This window comes from Enterobacter cloacae complex sp. P18RS, assembly GCF_014982105.1.
Lineage (GTDB): Bacteria > Pseudomonadota > Gammaproteobacteria > Enterobacterales > Enterobacteriaceae > Enterobacter > Enterobacter hormaechei_C.
In genome coordinates this window covers 183,408-200,363 of the sequence record NZ_JADCKV010000011.1, presented here as the reverse complement: position 1 = coordinate 200,363, position 16,956 = coordinate 183,408, and the positions used below count along the sequence as shown (strand labels likewise).

Annotated in this window: 16 protein-coding genes and 1 pseudogene; 10 read left to right on the top strand and 7 right to left on the bottom strand. The window is 57.4% G+C overall.

The features are described from left to right. The first annotated feature begins 1 nt into the window (after position 1). On the top strand, positions 2–3,157 hold the full coding sequence (locus INF61_RS08725) for an efflux RND transporter permease subunit (RefSeq protein ID WP_048973952.1): 3,156 nt from the start codon (positions 2–4) through the stop codon (positions 3,155–3,157). Here the strand turns inward: INF61_RS08725 and INF61_RS08720 are convergent. After that, on the bottom strand, positions 3,087–4,208 hold the full coding sequence (locus tag INF61_RS08720; protein ID WP_015571201.1) for a YbdK family carboxylate-amine ligase: 1,122 nt from the start codon (positions 4,206–4,208) through the stop codon (positions 3,087–3,089). The genes INF61_RS08725 and INF61_RS08720 overlap by 71 nt on opposite strands. A gap of 105 nt (positions 4,209–4,313) precedes the next feature. On the opposite strand from INF61_RS08720, the gene INF61_RS08715 reads away from it, so the two are divergent. Further along, positions 4,314–5,204 carry an oxidoreductase gene (locus tag INF61_RS08715; RefSeq protein WP_141414137.1) on the top strand — a complete coding sequence of 297 codons (891 nt, stop codon included), beginning with the start codon at positions 4,314–4,316 and terminating at the stop codon, positions 5,202–5,204. A 52-nt stretch (positions 5,205–5,256) separates the two neighbouring features. Here INF61_RS08715 and INF61_RS08710 read toward each other — a convergent pair whose 3' ends face one another. The 5 genes and pseudogenes from INF61_RS08710 to INF61_RS08695 all read right to left on the bottom strand — a co-directional run bounded on the left by INF61_RS08710 (position 5,257) and on the right by INF61_RS08695 (position 7,979). Next, positions 5,257–5,676 (bottom strand): type II toxin-antitoxin system HigA family antitoxin, encoded by a 420-nt coding sequence (locus INF61_RS08710; RefSeq protein WP_141414139.1) that lies wholly within the window; start codon positions 5,674–5,676, stop codon positions 5,257–5,259. Beyond that, positions 5,673–5,984: a type II toxin-antitoxin system HigB family toxin gene (locus INF61_RS08705; RefSeq protein ID WP_033486526.1), complete on the bottom strand. Its 312-nt coding sequence runs from the start codon at positions 5,982–5,984 to the stop codon at positions 5,673–5,675. Before INF61_RS08705 ends, INF61_RS08710 begins: the two co-directional genes overlap by 4 nt. Before the next feature lie 321 nt (positions 5,985–6,305). Beyond that, positions 6,306–6,722, bottom strand: a pseudogene (locus tag INF61_RS23120) (GNAT family N-acetyltransferase). A 127-nt stretch (positions 6,723–6,849) separates the two neighbouring features. Next, positions 6,850–7,311: a GNAT family N-acetyltransferase gene (locus INF61_RS08700; RefSeq protein ID WP_048229285.1), complete on the bottom strand. Its 462-nt coding sequence runs from the start codon at positions 7,309–7,311 to the stop codon at positions 6,850–6,852. A gap of 65 nt (positions 7,312–7,376) precedes the next feature. Further along, positions 7,377–7,979 carry a helix-turn-helix domain-containing protein gene (locus INF61_RS08695; protein ID WP_048229287.1) on the bottom strand — a complete coding sequence of 201 codons (603 nt, stop codon included), beginning with the start codon at positions 7,977–7,979 and terminating at the stop codon, positions 7,377–7,379. A gap of 43 nt (positions 7,980–8,022) precedes the next feature. Between INF61_RS08695 and INF61_RS08690 the strand changes: the two genes are divergently transcribed. The 6 genes from INF61_RS08690 to INF61_RS08665 all read left to right on the top strand — a co-directional run bounded on the left by INF61_RS08690 (position 8,023) and on the right by INF61_RS08665 (position 12,873). Further along, positions 8,023–8,718, top strand: a complete 696-nt coding sequence (locus INF61_RS08690; RefSeq protein ID WP_193547700.1) for a B3/4 domain-containing protein — start codon at positions 8,023–8,025, stop codon at positions 8,716–8,718. Between the two features lie 20 nt (positions 8,719–8,738). Beyond that, complete coding sequence (locus INF61_RS08685) at positions 8,739–9,632, top strand: dihydrodipicolinate synthase family protein (protein WP_048229290.1); 894 nt, start codon at positions 8,739–8,741, stop codon at positions 9,630–9,632. A 60-nt stretch (positions 9,633–9,692) separates the two neighbouring features. Continuing rightward, the gene (locus tag INF61_RS08680) at positions 9,693–10,904 is read left to right on the top strand and encodes an MFS transporter (RefSeq protein WP_193547699.1); all 1,212 of its coding nucleotides are present in this window, start codon (positions 9,693–9,695) and stop codon (positions 10,902–10,904) included. Between the two features lie 103 nt (positions 10,905–11,007). After that, the gene (locus INF61_RS08675) at positions 11,008–11,322 is read left to right on the top strand and encodes a multidrug efflux SMR transporter (protein ID WP_063135111.1); all 315 of its coding nucleotides are present in this window, start codon (positions 11,008–11,010) and stop codon (positions 11,320–11,322) included. A 143-nt stretch (positions 11,323–11,465) separates the two neighbouring features. Next, entirely contained in the window at positions 11,466–12,068 is a 603-nt protein-coding gene (locus INF61_RS08670) for a site-specific integrase (RefSeq protein WP_193547698.1), read from the top strand. A gap of 136 nt (positions 12,069–12,204) precedes the next feature. Continuing rightward, on the top strand, positions 12,205–12,873 hold the full coding sequence (locus tag INF61_RS08665; protein ID WP_023296073.1) for an epoxyqueuosine reductase QueH: 669 nt from the start codon (positions 12,205–12,207) through the stop codon (positions 12,871–12,873). A 619-nt stretch (positions 12,874–13,492) separates the two neighbouring features. On the opposite strand, the gene INF61_RS08660 is transcribed toward INF61_RS08665, so the two are convergent. Further along, the gene (locus INF61_RS08660; protein WP_003858850.1) at positions 13,493–14,374 is read right to left on the bottom strand and encodes a LysR family transcriptional regulator; all 882 of its coding nucleotides are present in this window, start codon (positions 14,372–14,374) and stop codon (positions 13,493–13,495) included. Positions 14,375–14,479: 105 nt separating this feature from the next. On the opposite strand from INF61_RS08660, the gene budA reads away from it, so the two are divergent. Then, positions 14,480–15,259: an acetolactate decarboxylase gene (gene budA / locus INF61_RS08655; protein ID WP_026094386.1), complete on the top strand. Its 780-nt coding sequence runs from the start codon at positions 14,480–14,482 to the stop codon at positions 15,257–15,259. Positions 15,260–15,272: 13 nt separating this feature from the next. Beyond that, positions 15,273–16,952 carry an acetolactate synthase AlsS gene (gene alsS / locus INF61_RS08650; RefSeq protein ID WP_062938171.1) on the top strand — a complete coding sequence of 560 codons (1,680 nt, stop codon included), beginning with the start codon at positions 15,273–15,275 and terminating at the stop codon, positions 16,950–16,952. The last annotated feature ends 4 nt before the right edge of the window (positions 16,953–16,956 follow it).

The following is a 16,956-nucleotide window of genomic DNA, read 5'->3' as shown; positions in this document are numbered from 1 at the left end:
CATGCTGACGTTTTTCATCAAACGCCCGCGCTTTGCGATGGTGATTGCGCTGGTCATCACCCTGCTGGGGGCCATCGCGCTGAGGATTATTCCGGTGGAGCAGTACCCGCAGATCACCCCGCCGGTCGTGAATGTGTCAGCGTCATGGCCGGGCGCCAGCTCGGCTGACGTGGCGGAGGCCATCGCCACGCCGCTGGAAACCCAGCTGAACGGGGTGGATCATATGCTCTATATGGAGTCCACCAGTTCGGACGAGGGTAGCTATAGCCTGAACATTACCTTTGCGGCGGGCACCGATCCGGACCTCGCCGCCATCGACGTGCAAAACCGCGTGGCGCAGGCCGTGGCGCAGCTGCCGACCGAGGCGCAGCAAAACGGCGTGCAGGTGCGCAAGCGCGCCACCAACCTGATGATGGGGGTAAGCCTTTACTCACCGAACAACACCCACACGCCGCTGTTCGTCAGCAACTACGCCAGCACCCAGGTGCGCGAGGCGCTGTCGCGTCTGCCGGGCGTCGGGCAGGTACAGATGTTTGGCGCACGGGACTACAGCATGCGCATCTGGCTGCGCCCGGACCGCATGAACGCCCTGAACGTGACCAGCGATGACGTGGCGCAGGCGCTGCGCGAGCAGAACGTGCAGGGGGCGGCAGGCCAGGTCGGCACGCCGCCGGTGTTTAACGGCCAGCAGCAGACCCTGACCATTAACGGGCTGGGGCGCTTAAATCAGGCCGACGACTTTGCCAACATCATTATCCGCGCCGGGGAGATGGGTCAGCTGGTGCGCCTGAAGGACGTCGCCACCATCGAGCTTGGCTCGCGCAGCTACAGCTCTGGCGCGCAGCTGAACGGGCACGACTCCGCCTACCTCGGCATCTACCCGACGCCGTCCGCTAACGCCCTGCGCGTGGCCGATGCGGTGCGCGCGGAGCTGGAACGGTTATCCACGCGCTTCCCGGACGATCTGGTCTATGAAGTCAAATTCGACACCACCTCGTTTGTGGCCGCCACCATCAAAGAGATTGGCGTCTCGCTGGCGCTGACGATGCTGGCGGTGGTGGTCGTGGTGTCCCTGTTCCTGCAAAGCTGGCGCGCGACGCTGATTGTTGCCCTTGCCATTCCGGTGTCGCTGGTGGGCACCTTCGCGGTGCTCTATACGTTCGGCTACTCCGCCAATACGCTGAGCCTGTTCGCTATCATTCTGGCGCTGACCATGGTGGTGGATGACGCCATCGTGGTGGTGGAGAGCGTCGAAACGCTGATGGCGGAAGGGCAGAGCCGGACGGCGGCGACCGCGCTGGCGCTGCGCCAGATTGCCGGGCCAGTGATTGCCACCACGCTGGTGCTGCTGGCGGTGTTTGTGCCGGTGGCGCTCTTGCCGGGGATTGTGGGCGAGCTGTACCGCCAGTTCGCGGTGACGCTCTCGACTGCCGTCACGCTCTCAAGCCTGGTGGCGTTGACTCTTACGCCCGCCCTGTGCGCGCTGTTGCTGCGCCCGCGACCGGAGAAACCTGCGGCACTCTATCGCGCCTTTAACCACGGGCTGGACGCCACGCGCGGTTTCTACACCCGCATCGTGAACGTTTTAAACCTGCGCCCGTGGCTGGCGCTGCTGGCCACCGCGGGTGCGGCGGCGGTGGTGGTATTCAGCTTTATGTCGATGCCAAAGGGCTTCCTGCCGCAGGAGGATCAGGGCTACTTCTTCGCCAGCGTCCAGTTGCCGGAGGCAGCCTCGCTGGAGCGCACCGAAGCGGTGATGACCACCGCGCGCGAGCTGATCGCTAACAACCCGGCGGTAGAAGACGTGATTCAGGTCTCCGGGTTTAACATCCTCAACGGCACCAGCGCATCGAACGGCGGGTTTATCTCCATCATGCTCAAAGACTGGAGCGAGCGTCCGCCGCTGGATGAGGTGATGGGCACCCTTCAGCACCAGCTGCTGGCCCTGCCGGAAGCCACCATCATGACCTTTGCGCCGCCGACGCTGCCGGGGCTGGGCAACGCCTCCGGCTTCGACCTGCGCATTCAGGCGCAGGCGGGGCAAAGTCCGGCGGAGCTGGAGCGCGTGACGCGTGAGGTGCTGGCGAAAGCCAACCAGAACCCGCGGCTGAGCCGCGTGTTCACCACCTGGAGCAGCAACGTGCCACAGATGACGCTCACCGTTGACCGCGAGCGCGCGGCCCGCCTCGACGTGCCGGTGTCACGCATCTTCAGCAGCCTGCAAACCGCCTTTGGCGGCACGCGCGCCGGGGATTTCAGCGTCAACAACCGCGTCTACCACGTAGTGATGCAGAACGAGATGCAGTGGCGCGAGCGCGCGGAGCAAATCAGCGAGCTGTTCGTGCGCAGCAACAGCGGCGAGCGGGTGCGTCTGAGCAACCTCATCACCATCACGCCGACCGTCGGCGCGCCATTTATTCAGCAGTACAACCAGTTCCCGTCGGTATCGGTGAGCGGCTCGGCAGCGGAAGGGGTGAGCAGCAGCACCGCAATGGCGGCGATGGGCGAGATTCTGGCGGAAAACCTGCCAGCCGGGTACGACTACGCCTGGAGCGGCATGTCGTATCAGGAGCAGCAGACCGGCAATCAGGCGATATGGATCGTGCTGGCGGCGGTGGTGATGGCGTGGCTGTTCCTCGTCGCCCAGTACGAGAGCTGGACGCTGCCGGCGAGCGTGATGCTCTCGGTGCTGTTCGCCATCGGCGGGGCGCTGGTCTGGCTGTGGCTGGCGGGCTATGCCAACGACGTATACGTGCAGATAGGTCTGGTGCTACTGATAGCCCTCGCCGCCAAGAACGCAATTCTTATCGTGGAGTTTGCCCGCGCCCGGCGCATGGATGGAATGGCGATTGTCGATGCCGCACGGGAGGGGGCATCGCGCCGCTTCCGCGCGGTAATGATGACCGCCGTGTCGTTCATTATCGGCGTCCTGCCGATGATGCTGGCGACCGGGGCGGGTGCCCAGAGCCGCCGCATCATCGGCACTACGGTGTTCAGCGGCATGCTGGTGGCGACCGTGGTGGGGATAGTGTTCATCCCGGCGCTGTTCGTGCTGTTCCAGCGCCTGCGCGAGTGGGGCCACGGCCTTACGGACTCGTCGCCCACAGCTCACAGTGCTTCTGCACCAGAGAAATCAGCGAGCCGCCATCGGCGATAAAGTCCCGCATGCGCTGCGCCTCGCTCTTGCCCTGCTTTAACAGCAGGGCAATCTCATTGATTGCGCTTGTCGCGCCGAGCTTCTCGGCCGACGGCGCAACCTGCTCGAGCAGCCAGGCGATATCTTCCGCCACGGTTTTGTGCTCGCCGGTATGTACGTCCGTCAGAATGCCTTCCAGCCCGTAGCGACAGGCCTGAAAACGGTTAAAGCGATAGAGCAGAAAATCCCGTTCCTGATGCTTATACGGCCGCGCGGTCAGCAGCCAGTGCGACGTCGCCTGAATAAGCCCGGCGATGTTAATGGCGTGGCTGAGCGTCAGCGGCGTATCCATCACCCGCACCTCGACGGTGCCGAAGTGCGGGCTGGGGCGGATGTCCCAGTGCAGATCCTTAATGCTGTCGATCATGCTGGTGGAGCTCAGGCGGCGGAACAGCCCCTCGAACTCCTGCCAGCTGTTGACCCACGGCATCTGACCGTTATCCGGGAAGCCCGAGAAGATGTTGAGACGCGATGAGGCGAACTTCGTGTCCGTGCCCTGCATATACGGTGATGCGGCGGCCAGGGCGATAAAGTGTGGCACAAAGCGCGACAGGCCGTGCAGCAGGTAAATGGCGTCGTCCCCGGTCCGACAGCCGACGTGTACGTGCTGGCCGAACACCGTCGCCTGCAAAATCAGATAGCCAAAGCGCTCCAGCGTGACGTTATAGCGCTCGTCGTCGCACACTTCCTGCCGCTGCCATTTCTGGAATGGATGCGTCCCACCGCCGCAGATCTGGATATGCTGATCTTCCGCCGCGCGCAGGATGCTCTGCTGCATCACTGAAAACTGCGCCGCTGCCTGGTCGATGGTCTGGCACACGCCGGTGGCGATTTCGAGCATGCTTTCGGTGATGTCGTGTTTGACTTCCCCCCCTTTGATGTCGTCTTTGACGGCGGCGATGAGGGCAGAGGAGTCCTGGCTCAGATCGTAACCCGGCGGGTTAACCACCTGGAGTTCGAGCTCAATGCCGAGGGTATAAGGTTCAGAGGATTTGAAGTCGGGTAAAGGCATGGCGCACTCCGTTGTCTGTTATGAGTTGAGTATAGACAATGGGCGTGGCGCGCTCGTCTCAGGGTGGTATAACTGATAGCAGGCTTAGCAAAAGGGGAGTGACCCATGTCTGACTATCCAACCATTGCGCTGACAGGACCCGGTGCGATTGGGACCACCATCGCCGCGGTGCTGCATGAAGCGGGCCGCACGCCGCTGCTGTGTGGGCGCACCGCGCATCCGGAACTGCGCCTGCGTCATGATGAGGGTGAAATTGTGGTGCCCGGTCCGGTACTCACCGATCCCAGCGTCATTACGCGCCCCGTTGACCTCGTTTTTTTGGCGGTCAAAACGACGCAAAATGCCGACAGCGCCGGGTGGCTGCGCGCTCTGTGCGATGAAAACACCGTGGTCTGCGCGCTGCAAAACGGCGTGGAGCAGAAAGCCCAGCTTGCGCCTTTGGTCAATGGCGCAACGGTGCTGCCCTCGGTGGTCTGGTTCCCTGCCCAGCGCGAGCCGGATGCCTCCGTCTGGCTGCGCGCCAAACCGCGCCTTACGCTGCCGGACGTGCCGCAGGCGCAGCGGGTGGTGGAGGCGCTTCGCGGCACGCGCTGTAACGTTGAGCTCTCGACAGATTTCACTACCGTCGCCTGGCGCAAGCTGCTGCAAAACGCGGTCGCCGGGCTGATGGTGCTGGCCAATCGCCGCGCCGGGATGTTCAGGCGCGAGGATATCAGCGAGCTGGCGCTGGCCTACCTGCGCGAGGGGCTTACCGTCGCCCGCGCCGAAGGGGCGAAGCTGGACGATGCGGTGGCCCAGGATATTCTGGCGAACTTCCAGCGCGCGCCTGAGGACCTGGGCACCTCGATCCTTGCCGACCGTCAGGCGGATTGCCCGATGGAGTGGGACATACGCAACGGCGTGATCCAGCGCTATGGCCGCAGGCACGGGATTGCGGTGCCCATCAGCGACGTGGTGGTGCCGCTGCTGGCGGCGGGGAGCGAGGGGCCGGGGTGAGAGATATAGTGGTATTAACGTCTGGGGAATTGGTCTGGGTGAAAACTTCGCATCAGTTCCCCACAAATGCGCTCACCGGCAAACCGAAACGCTTCGCCAGCGCTCGCATATGATCTAGCGTTAACGTGCGCTGTCCGTTAAGGATCCGACTTACCAGAGACTTCTTACCAATCTCGTTCTCGAAATCACTCTGAGTGAGCTGGTACTGATCCATTAGCGTTCGCAGTAACGCAACGCCTGACAGAATGCTGGCAATACGCGCGTTAAATTCTGCAAACTCCGGGGACGCGTTTTCATACTTATCGATTTTGGCAGTGAGCATATCTACCAGCGGGTTATCGGGGTCGTGCTCGATAAGATACTCCACCAGCGCCAGCGCATCCTCGTAGTCTTGCCGCGACGGGCTTGAACCCAGGAAAGGGAGCTCGTTTGTCAGAGCGTTTGCCGCTTTGATGGCTGCTGCATAATTCATTCTTTCGTTCTCCGGTAGTAGTCCGTGAGCTTGTCATAGTCTGCGTGAGTGCTGATGTGTTTGATGAAGATCTTTCCACGCTCAAAATCAGCAAAAAACATCACTCTTAGATGCCCGCCACCCACATCAATGACCCACCATTTTTCCCGGTATTTCATCCGGTCCAGGCTAGGAAAGCGCTTTCGCATCTCGTCTGGTGAGGGGTAGTGTTCCTTTTTTAGTACCCGGTAAAGATCGTCCAAAGCTTGTGCTTGATTGGGATAATGTCTGGCCGCTGTGTCGAAAGGCGCTCTTGAGACTATGTGCATCCTTGCCCCTTGTTTCCAGGTTGGAAATATTATAGATGGTGGTTGGTGGGTTGACAATGCGGAAACTTCGATGAAATTGCAGTTTCTACATGATCGTGACAATTGAACTTTGCATTGAGTGCGAGCACTTTAAGTTGGAGTGGTATGTCATTAAAGTGCCAGAAGTATCTCGGCCTGAAGTATTTATGTGATTTGCTAAGCGTATTCAGGAATTGCTTGCTGGGAAGGAGTTCCGTGGAGATAGTTTTGCTAACCAGGTTATTTAGAAGCGTGTGAAAGATGCGTCCGCTATGTGCCAAGAGCGGACGTCATGATGTTTATTCAGCGAACGCCAGTTGAACGTTTCATAATGATATCTCTCTGCGGATCTGACCCAACCTGGAAGATATGCTCACCCACCTCGGTAAACCCAAGCTTATGATAAAAAGAAATTGCCCTTGGGTTATGTTCCCAGACGCCTAACCAGACAACATCCGATCCCTTTGCCTCAAATTCAGCAAAGCACATCCGCATAAGTTCTTACGCAAATCCTCTACCATGATAGGGAGCATCAACATATAGACACAGGATTTCCCCGGCGTGAATGCTATTGACACAGGGAGGAAACTCTTCCCACCTCAGTTGGGCATACCCAATCAATTTGCTCTCGTGTTCACAGACTAATGTAACCCAGTCTTGTCTGAGGATCTCTTTCAACTGGATATGTGTTGAATAGCTTGCCTGGCAGTGAAGTTCCATATCCTCCTGAGTATTCCCATCCTGGAAAGTCTTTCTGAAGGTTCGTTCAGCTAAAATGGCAAGCTCTTCTGCATCAGAGGTATTTGCCCTGCGGATCAACATTTGTCTTTGCTTTCTGAAAGTATTCTTAGTTTTTCCCGGGTTTACGATAAATGTCTGGTCGATTGATCTGCCAGACAAAATCTGGCCGGTTCAAAGGGTTATACCCCAGTTTCTGATATAGCCAAGGCGCACTGTCGGTTACCAGCATTATTCGTCGCAGACGTGACATCAACGGATGTGCGTGACAGCATTCAATCAGCCAACGACCAAGACCACTTTTCTGATAATCGTTTAACACATAGACATCGCACAAATAACCAAAAGTAGCATAGTCTGTGACCAGACGGGCGAAGCCGATTTGCCTTGTTCCATCCAAAAGTGCAAAGCAAAGGCTGTTCTGGACGGATAACCTTACCGTTTCGGCATCAATGTCTGGAGCCCAGGACGATTGGGAGAGGTAATCGTGAATGGCTTCCAGCTGAAAAAAAGCGGGATCGGTTGTGACAGTAAATTTGTCTTTGGTAAATCGCAGGTGCTGATTATTCACTGAACTTCTCCTTCAGGACTGACTCGCGATGAGACAGCAGGGCTGACCACTAAACCGGGGAGCACTCAGGATGCTCTTTCATGTACTGTCATGATAAATACCAATGGGTTCTCCCCCCGATTTTCATAGAAATGAGGAACGTCTGTTCTGGCCGTTGCCGAGCAGCCAGCCTTCACCAGATACAGGTGATCATGTACGCCGAGTGTGAGAGTGCCAGTTTGTACATAAAACAATTCAAGCGTTCCTTCCGGGTGACCAGGTGAAGCAAATTTTTCCCCTGGCTGCATTTCCCACATCCAGAGCTCGGTCATATCAGGGCCACCGGATCCGGCAAGCAACCTTGCTCTTCCGCCTTTTTCGCCTTCCCACAATTGAGGGATCTCATCTTCAGCAATGAGATGTACGGTCGGTTTGGCGCTGACATCCACAAAGTCAGCCACCGAAACACCCATCGCGGCAGCGAGGCGGCATAACAGGGCAATGCTGGGGTTCGCCCGGCATCCCTCAATCTCAACCAGCGCGCCCTTGCTGACGCCCGCCCGACGGGAGAGTTCATCGAGGGATATTTTCTTTTGCTTGCGATACAGCTTAATCCGCTGAGAGACGGCTTCGTTTACGGTGCTGGCTATCGCATTAGCATCGGTCATTAAATTGACTTTCTTAGTCATCGGTCATTATCATGGAATAAATTGGTCATAACAGGATTATCACGTGTTAACAGTCTCTCCGTCAATTGCCCCAGAAATCTATCGTATCGCTCCCGGCTTTCGGGCACTCAGTATCTGCGTAAAAGCCGCGCCGATTCTGAACCCTGGTATAGGGGAAACGGTACTGCTGGAAGCCTGTGAAGCGGTTCTGGCCGGCGAACCTGAATGGGCTGAATCTCATCTGGTCGCCTGGGCTGAGGTTTTCCAGACGTTTGGTGCTAAACCGAAACGCACACCATGTTCAGCGGATGCCTTACGTAAGCGCGTATTACGTGACAGTACGACGCCCGCACTCGATCCCATCGTTGATCTCTATAACGCCGTTAGCCTCCGCTATGCCGTTCCTGTGGGGGGAGAGAATATCGCTGCCTATCAGGGTTCACCGCGTCTGGTTGTGGCAAAAGGAACCGAGCCTTTTGATACCGTCAAAGACGGTGAGACCGCCATTGAATACCCGTCGCAAGGTGAGGTTATCTGGTGCGATGATGCAGGCGTGACCTGCCGTCGCTGGAACTGGCGACAGGGGGTCAGAACCCGCCTGGATGTGGAAGCTCAGCAAATGTGGTTCATTCTGGAGAGTCTGCCGCAGATGCCACTGGAGAAGCTTCATGAAGCCGGGAAGATGCTGACCGATGGCCTTGAAAAAATGATGCCCGGTCTGTGGTTTGAGGTGGCTCTTATCGAAGAGCAATACCAGTAATATCATTCAGGAGAAACACAATGTTCACCGGCTTGTCTGCTTTTCCGCTAACTCCCGTCACCGCCAGCGGCGTCGACGAACAGGGGTTCAGTAAGATTCTGGCCCGCCTGACCGCGGCCCGTGTTGATTCTCTGGGCATTCTGGGTTCAACCGGAAGCTACGCGTATCTGACCCGGGAGCAGCGCAATCGCATCGCGACTCTGGCTAAACAGCTTGCTGGAGATATCCCTGTGATGGTGTGCGTGGGGGCAGTCAGCACCGATGCCATCCTGCATCTGGTTGATGATGCGCAGGCAGCAGGCGCAGATGCTCTGTTGCTCCCGGCGGTCAGTTACCAGTCACTCCGTGATGAAGAGGTCTTCGCGCTTTTTGAGGCGGTGACCCGGCATGCGTCTGTTCCGGTCTGTGTCTACGATAATCCGGGTACCACACATTTTACCTTTACGGATGAACTGCACGGTCGTCTCTCATCACTGGCGGGGGTTCGTTCGGTTAAGATCCCTGGCGTCCCGGATAGCCCGGCAGCGGCCGCTGAGCGGGTGAATGCGCTACGCCAACATCTTTGCCCGGGAGTGACAATCGGTATCAGTGGCGATATGTATGCCGGACTGGGATTAAATGCAGGCTGCGAGGTCTGGTACTCTGTGTGTGGCGGTCTGTTCCCGCAAACCGCAAAGCAGATCACCGAGGCAGCAGCAGCAGGGGATCACGCTCGTGTTATGGCATTGACAACCCGACTGGAACCGCTGTGGGCGCTGTTCCGTAAACATGGCGGGAGTATTCGTGTGATTGCCGCTGCCGCTGGTGTGCTTGGACTGACCGATACGGATTGCCTGCCTCGTCCTCTGCAACCGCTGTCAGCGGGCGATATCGCGGATATTGCCCGAGTGATCACCGCGCTGGAGCTGAAGTAACCCACCGACAGGACCGGCACTCTGGCGGTCCTCCTGAAACCTGGCCAGGCAATAATCTTCATGACGACCCTTCAGTATACAAACGCGCCTGTTAAGGCAGGTCTTGTCCGCTATGCCTGTGCCGCGATGCTGGCACGCATTGCGGATGGCGGCGGGGTGCTGGCAGTGATCTTACTGTGCCAGTCATCTGAACAGTATTACACAGTGACGGGGTGGATGGCTGCCTGCATTACCCTCCCACATATGCTGGGGCCGTTTATTGCCCGCAGGATCGATACCGCCAGCGACGGGCGCAGGGTCATTGCGATGGCCTGCCTGGCGTATGCCTTTATTACAGGGATTATGACAGTGACTTTCGGCCACGTCCCTTTACTTTTGACGGCATTACTTCTTATCGCCGCAGGACTCTGTGGCCCACTCCTGACAGGTGGGATCAGTGCTTTCCTGCCTGCCATGGCAGGGCCGGACCAGCGAAGTCAGCGCCGGGCTCAGGGTCTTGATGTGGCAACCTACGGTTTCGGTGGCACGCTGGGTCCCTCTGCTGTTGCCGCCATATCCGCCTGGGCTTCGCCTTCTGCGGCGTTTTACCTTCTGGCCGTTGGTACTGTTTTCGCTGCTTTCTTTATCATGCGGCTACCGGTTTCGCCGGTTACACACAGCGGCAAGCCTACAAAGGTTGCCGGTGCCATCACAACGATGAGTATGATGATCCGGTGCACACCGCTGTGCAGGACACTGTACCTGACGATGGCCGTCGCCTTTGCTGTCGCCGTCCTGCCGGTTGTTGCGGTGAGTATGGCTGATGTTCTTGGTGTTCCAGCAGCCACAGCCGCTTTTCTTACCGTGGCCTACGGAGCGGGCAATCTGGCGGGATCGGTATGCCTGATGGTTATCCCACTGAGAGGTGAACCCGACAGGCTGATGCTGAGCTCCGGAGGGCTGATTGTCGCAGGCCTGCTTTCCATTCTGGTGGTCAGCAGTTTTTTACCCGTGTTTTTCTGCTTCTTCATAACCGGAGTGCTTAATGCCGCTTTTTTCGCCGCCACGCTTGCCGCACGCAGTGAATACTCCCCACCATCCTGCCGGGGGCAGGTCTTTGTCTGGGTGGGTGCAATGAAAATTACTGCGGGCTCACTTGGCACCGCAGCTGCGGGTCAGTTGATGATGTTGGGAGCTTATGCGCCACTGGTGTTAAGCCTGTGCACGCTGTCGACAGTACTGGTTATTTCTCTGTTGGCCCGTATCTGGCCATCGTTCAAATCTCATTGCTGATGGTTTAAGCAGGGATTCCATTTTATTCAGGCCGTAGCGGGACGACCCGTTACATCAGAGGCTTTCTTCGGGACGACCCGGACATATATTAAGAGGAGAAATTATGGCCTGGTTAATGCTGACGGCTGCGGGTTTGCTTGAAGTCGTATGGGCTTATGCGATGAAATTGTCTGACGGGTTTACCCGCCCACTGTACTCGATAGTGACTCTCGTCGGTATGATAGCGAGTTTTGCCTTACTCTCGGCAGCAATGCGCTCATTACCACTGGGCACGGCATATACCATCTGGACCGGGATAGGGGCAGTAGGCTCATTTGTTGCAGGCCTGTATTTTCTGGGGGAACCTGCCACACCGATGCGCATATTCGCTGCGGTGGTGATTGTAGCAGGCCTTATTATGATGAAACTGGCATCCTGAGGTATGTCTTGTGCCAGGATGGAGCAACCTGTCCTGGCAGGAGAGTAATTATCATCATATTTTTGACGCGACATATTTATGTCCGCTTTTCGCTCATAAGAGACAACCATACTCAAATCTCCCACATTGCAGGAGATTTGAGTATGAACACGTCACCGTGGAATAAAGACCGTATCATAGGCCAAAAAAGACCACTTCAGATATCTCATATCTGGGGGATCCGAATCCGGCTTGAACTGGAAGGTAAAACGCGTGATTTAGCTCTGTTCAATATGGCCTTAGACAGTAAGCTACGAGGCTGCGATCTGGTGAACCTGAAAGTATCTGATGTTGCATATGGTAGCTCGGTTTCAAGCAGAGCAACGGTGCTGCAACAGAAAACCGGTAGCCCTGTGCAATTTGAGATAACCAAAGGGACAAGAGAAGCTGTTGCTGCATTGATAAAGCTTGGCAATTTGCACAGTAAAGACTTCTTGTTTCGGTCTCGGAGCGGAACTAACCGGTACATATCAACCCGACAATACAGCCGAATTTTTCATGGGTGGGTAGAAAAGCTTGGTCTCGAAGCTTCGCTTTACAGCACACATTCCATGAGAAGAACAAAACCTTACCTGATATACAAGAAAACCAAGAATCTCCGGGTGATCCAACTTCTGTTGGGCCATAAGAAACTGGAAAGCACTGTCCGTTATCTAGGCATCGAAGTCGATGATGCGTTAGAGATCTCTGAATCGATTGAAGTCTAAGGTTGTCAGGGCTGCAACAGCAGCCCTGTGTCAATAACAGGCATTGCCGGATATGTATGAGACTGGCCGCCATTCCCGATAGCACAGCTCTGATGCTACACTGTTTTCAGTCCTCATTACCTCATCAAATAAATTTATGACTACCGCTGATTTCAAACGCCCTAAACTAGAACTCCCAAACGGGGCTGATAAACTGCTGCTGCACTCCTGTTGCGCTCCGTGTTCTGGTGAGGTAATGGAGGCGATCCAGGCCTCAGGGATCGACTACACCATCTTCTTCTACAATCCGAACATTCATCCGCAGAAAGAGTATCTGATTCGTAAGGATGAGAATATTCGCTTTGCCGAACAGCACGGCGTACCGTTTATCGATGCGGATTACGATACAGATAACTGGTTTGAGCGCGCCAAAGGCATGGAATGGGAACCCGAGCGCGGCATTCGCTGCACCATGTGTTTTGACATGCGCTTTGAGCGGACTGCGCTTTACGCCGCTGAAAATGGCTTCAACGTGATTAGCAGCTCACTGGGCATCTCTCGCTGGAAAAATATGCAGCAAATCAACGACTGCGGTCAGCGAGCCGCCGCCCACTATCCGGGTATGGTCTATTGGGACTATAACTGGCGGAAACAGGGCGGTTCGTCGCGCATGATTGAAATCAGCAAGCGCGAGCAGTTCTACCAGCAGGAATACTGCGGCTGCGTTTATTCACTGCGTGACAGCAACCTGCACCGCAAATCCCAGGGCCGTCCTCTCATTCAGATCGGTAAGCTTTACTACGGTAAAGAAGACGACCAGGCCTGATTTTATGTCACGCCCTCTGTGGCGTGACCGCCTTCCTGTGCATTCCTCTAACAAACCGTCATTCATCAAACAACGTTGTCCTTTGTGTAAGGCCGACTCAGTGAGCCGTTATATAAGGCTCCTTCACAAACTCCGCTAACAACCCAGCAGTTGCTTACAGAGCGTAGAAAATGTCACCGCATCGTCCATTTCCACCAGTACGCTCACGTACGCCGCACAGGTGCCAGCCAGTTCAAAGAGATCCGCAGAATCGGGAAGTTGCAGGTGAAGAAGGTGATGAACAGCGCTTTCTTAAGCGTGTACGTATGAAAATCCAGGGGTAGTCGCCATTTAGCATCCTCGTTGTCCAAAAAAATGTCACGTCATGCTAACGGGTTCCTACGCCCGGTTACGGATGTGCCGCAACGCAGGCACTTTACGACCGCGGAGAAGGGATGAAAAGGGATGCCCCTGAATTACATAAGATTGCTTAAAAGTTTGCGAGGCGGCTTCCAAAGGGCATTGCCGGGTGGCGGCTGCGCCTTACCCGGCCTACAAAACCGCTAACCAGCCAACCTATCCGCGACACGAACCGTAGGCCCGCGCAAGCGCAGCGCCGCCGGGCACAGCCACACCGTAGCTACCCCTCGCTCATCATCGCCAGAAACCGCTTCACCGTCCGCGAACGCTCAAAACGCCGCCAGCAGAGCGCGATATCGGTATAAAGCTCCGGCGAGCGCAGCGCATGGTAGGTGACATTCGGCGGAGAAATAGCGGCCATGGATTTCGGCACCAGCGCGAACCCGCCGCCAGCGGAGACCATGCTCAGGGAAGAGGAAAGTTGTGAGGATTGCAGCGTGTGTTGCATATCGATCCCGGCCCGCTCGCAGCTGCCGTAAACGCGGTCATACAGCCCCGGTGCTACCTCCTGGGGGAACAGCACCACCGGCGTATCCCGCAGCTCATCCAGCGCCAGATCGCCACATGCCGCCAGAGGATGATCGCGATGCAGCGCCACCACCATCGGCTCCCGATCGAGGATTTTTAATTCGAACACCTTACTGCTTTCGCACGGCAGGCGCACAAAGGCGATATCCAGCTCACCCTCCGCCAGCATCGTCGTCAGCGACGACATATTGGCTTCCACCTGGTGAACCTGCACAGCCATGTTCTGCACCTGAAACTGGCGAATCAGGGCGAAGATTTTGGGATGAAAAGCATCTGAACTGGTGATGCCAATCGACAGGCTGCCGTTCAGCCCGCGCGCGATGCCCCGGGCTTTCTCCAGCGCGGCGTCGCTCAGCGCCAGTATCTTACAGGCGTCCTCATAGAAGGCCTCTCCCGCTTCGGTCAGCTCCACGCCCCGTGTCAGGCGCCTGAACAGCGGCGTGCCCACTTCCTCTTCGAGCCGTTTGATCTGCTGACTCAGAGGAGGCTGTGAAATACCCAGCGCTTTGGCCGCCCTGGTGAAGTGTCGCTCGCGTGCTACCGCGACAAAATAGCGCAGATAACGAAGTTCCATATCAAAAACGTCTCAAACCAGCATGGATTCTATATTGGAACTCTCTGCTGAATCGGGTCAACATTTATTTAACCTTTATAAATAAAGTTGAAGAGGACGGGCATGATGATGCATTCATCTGCATGCGACTGTGAGGCGAGTTTATGCGAGACCCTGCGTGGGTTCTCGGCTCAGCATCCTGACAGCGTGATCTATCAGACATCGCTAATGAGCGCCCTGCTAAGCGGCGTCTACGAAGGGGAGACGACCATCGCCGACCTGTTGGCACACGGTGATTTTGGTCTCGGTACCTTTAACGAGCTGGACGGTGAAATGATTGCCTTTAGCAGCCAGGTGTACCAGCTGCGCGCCGACGGCAGCGCCCGCGCCGCGAAGCCGGAGCAAAAAACGCCGTTCGCGGTGATGACCTGGTTCCAGCCGCAGTACCGCAAAGCCTTCGACGGGCCGGTCAGCCGTCAGCAGATCCACGACGTGATCGACAAGCAAATCCCCTCCGATAACCTGTTCTGCGCGCTGCGCATCGACGGCAATTTCCGCCACGCGCACACCCGCACCGTACCGCGCCAGACGCCGCCGTACCGGGCGATGACCGACGTGCTGGATGACCAGCCGGTGTTCCGCTTTAACCAGCGCGAGGGCGTACTGGTCGGGTTCCGCACCCCGCAGCATATGCAGGGCATTAACGTGGCGGGCTATCACGAACACTTTATCACCGACGACCGTCAGGGCGGGGGCCACCTGCTCGACTATCAGCTGGAGAACGGCGTGCTCACCTTCGGCGAAATCCACAAGCTGATGATTGACCTGCCCGCCGACAGCGCGTTTTTACAGGCCAACCTGCACCCCAGCAACCTTGATGCGGCTATCCGCGCCGTCGAAAACTAACAGGAGAACTACCGTGAACAGTGAGAAACAGTCACGTCAGTGGGCGCACGGCGCCGATATGGTTGTCGGCCAGCTGGAAGCGCAGGGTGTGAAGCAGGTGTTCGGCATACCGGGCGCAAAAATCGACAAGGTCTTTGACTCCCTGCTGGACTCCTCCATCGAGATTATCCCGGTGCGTCACGAGGCGAACGCGGCGTTTATGGCGGCAGCGGTAGGGCGGCTAACCGGTAAGGCCGGGGTCGCGCTGGTCACCTCCGGGCCGGGCTGCTCCAACCTGATCACCGGCATCGCCACCGCCAACAGCGAAGGTGACCCGGTGGTGGCGCTGGGCGGTGCGGTGAAGCGGTCAGATAAAGCGAAACTGGTGCACCAGAGCATGGATACCGTCGCCATGTTCAGCCCGGTCACCAAATACGCCGTCGAAGTCAATTCACCGGACGCGATTGCCGAGGTGGTGTCGAACGCGTTTCGCGCTGCCGAGCAGGGCAGGCCGGGCGGGGCGTTTGTCAGCCTGCCGCAGGATATTGTCGACCAGCCCACCACGGGGGCTATTTTACCCGCCAGCACCGCGGCGCTGATGGGCCCGGCGCCGGAGTCAGCCATCAACGACGTGGCGAAGCTTATCGCGAAGGCCAAAAACCCGGTCATCTTACTCGGCCTGATGGCCAGCCAGCCCGCCAACAGCGCCGCGCTGCATAAGCTGCTGGAGAGAAGCCGTATTCCGGTCACCAGCACCTATCAGGCCGCCGGGGCGGTGAATCAGGAACACTTCACCCGCTTCGCCGGACGCGTCGGCCTCTTTAACAACCAGGCTGGCGACCGGCTGCTGCATCTGGCGGACCTGATTATCTGCATCGGCTACAGCCCGGTGGAGTACGAGCCGTCCATGTGGAACAGCGGCGACGCCACGCTGGTGCACATTGACGTGCTGCCCGCCTATGAGGAGCGCAAGTATGTTCCCGATCTGGAACTGGTCGGGGATATTGCTGCCACGCTGAATCTGCTTGCCAGTCGAATCGAGCACAAACTTGAACTCAGCCAGCGCGCCTCGGAAATTCTTGTCGATCGCCAGCATCAGCGGGACCTCCTCGACCGTCGCGGCGCATCGCTTAACCAGTTTGCGCTGCATCCGCTGCGCATCGTGCGCGCCATGCAGGACATCGTGAACAACGACGTGACGCTCACCGTCGACATGGGCAGCTTCCACATCTGGATCGCCCGCTACCTTTACAGCTTCCGGGCGCGTCAGGTGATGATCTCCAACGGTCAGCAGACCATGGGCGTGGCGCTGCCGTGGGCGATTGGCGCGTGGCTGGTCAACCCGGGGCGCAAGGTGGTCTCGGTCTCCGGGGACGGCGGCTTTTTGCAGTCGAGCATGGAGCTGGAAACCGCCGTACGCCTCAACGCCAATGTGCTGCACATCATCTGGGTGGATAACGCCTACAACATGGTGGCCATCCAGGAAGAGAAAAAATACCAGAGGCTTTCCGGCGTCGAGTTCGGCCCGGTCGATTTCAAAGTCTATGCCGACGCGTTCGGTGCGAAAGGCTTTGCCGTCGAGAGCGCGGATGCGCTCGAACCGACGCTGCGTGCGGCAATGGATGTCGATGGCCCGGCCGTGGTGGCCATTCCCGTCGACTACAGCGATAACCCGCTGCTGATGGGCCAGCTCCATCTCAGCCAGATTTTGTGAATCA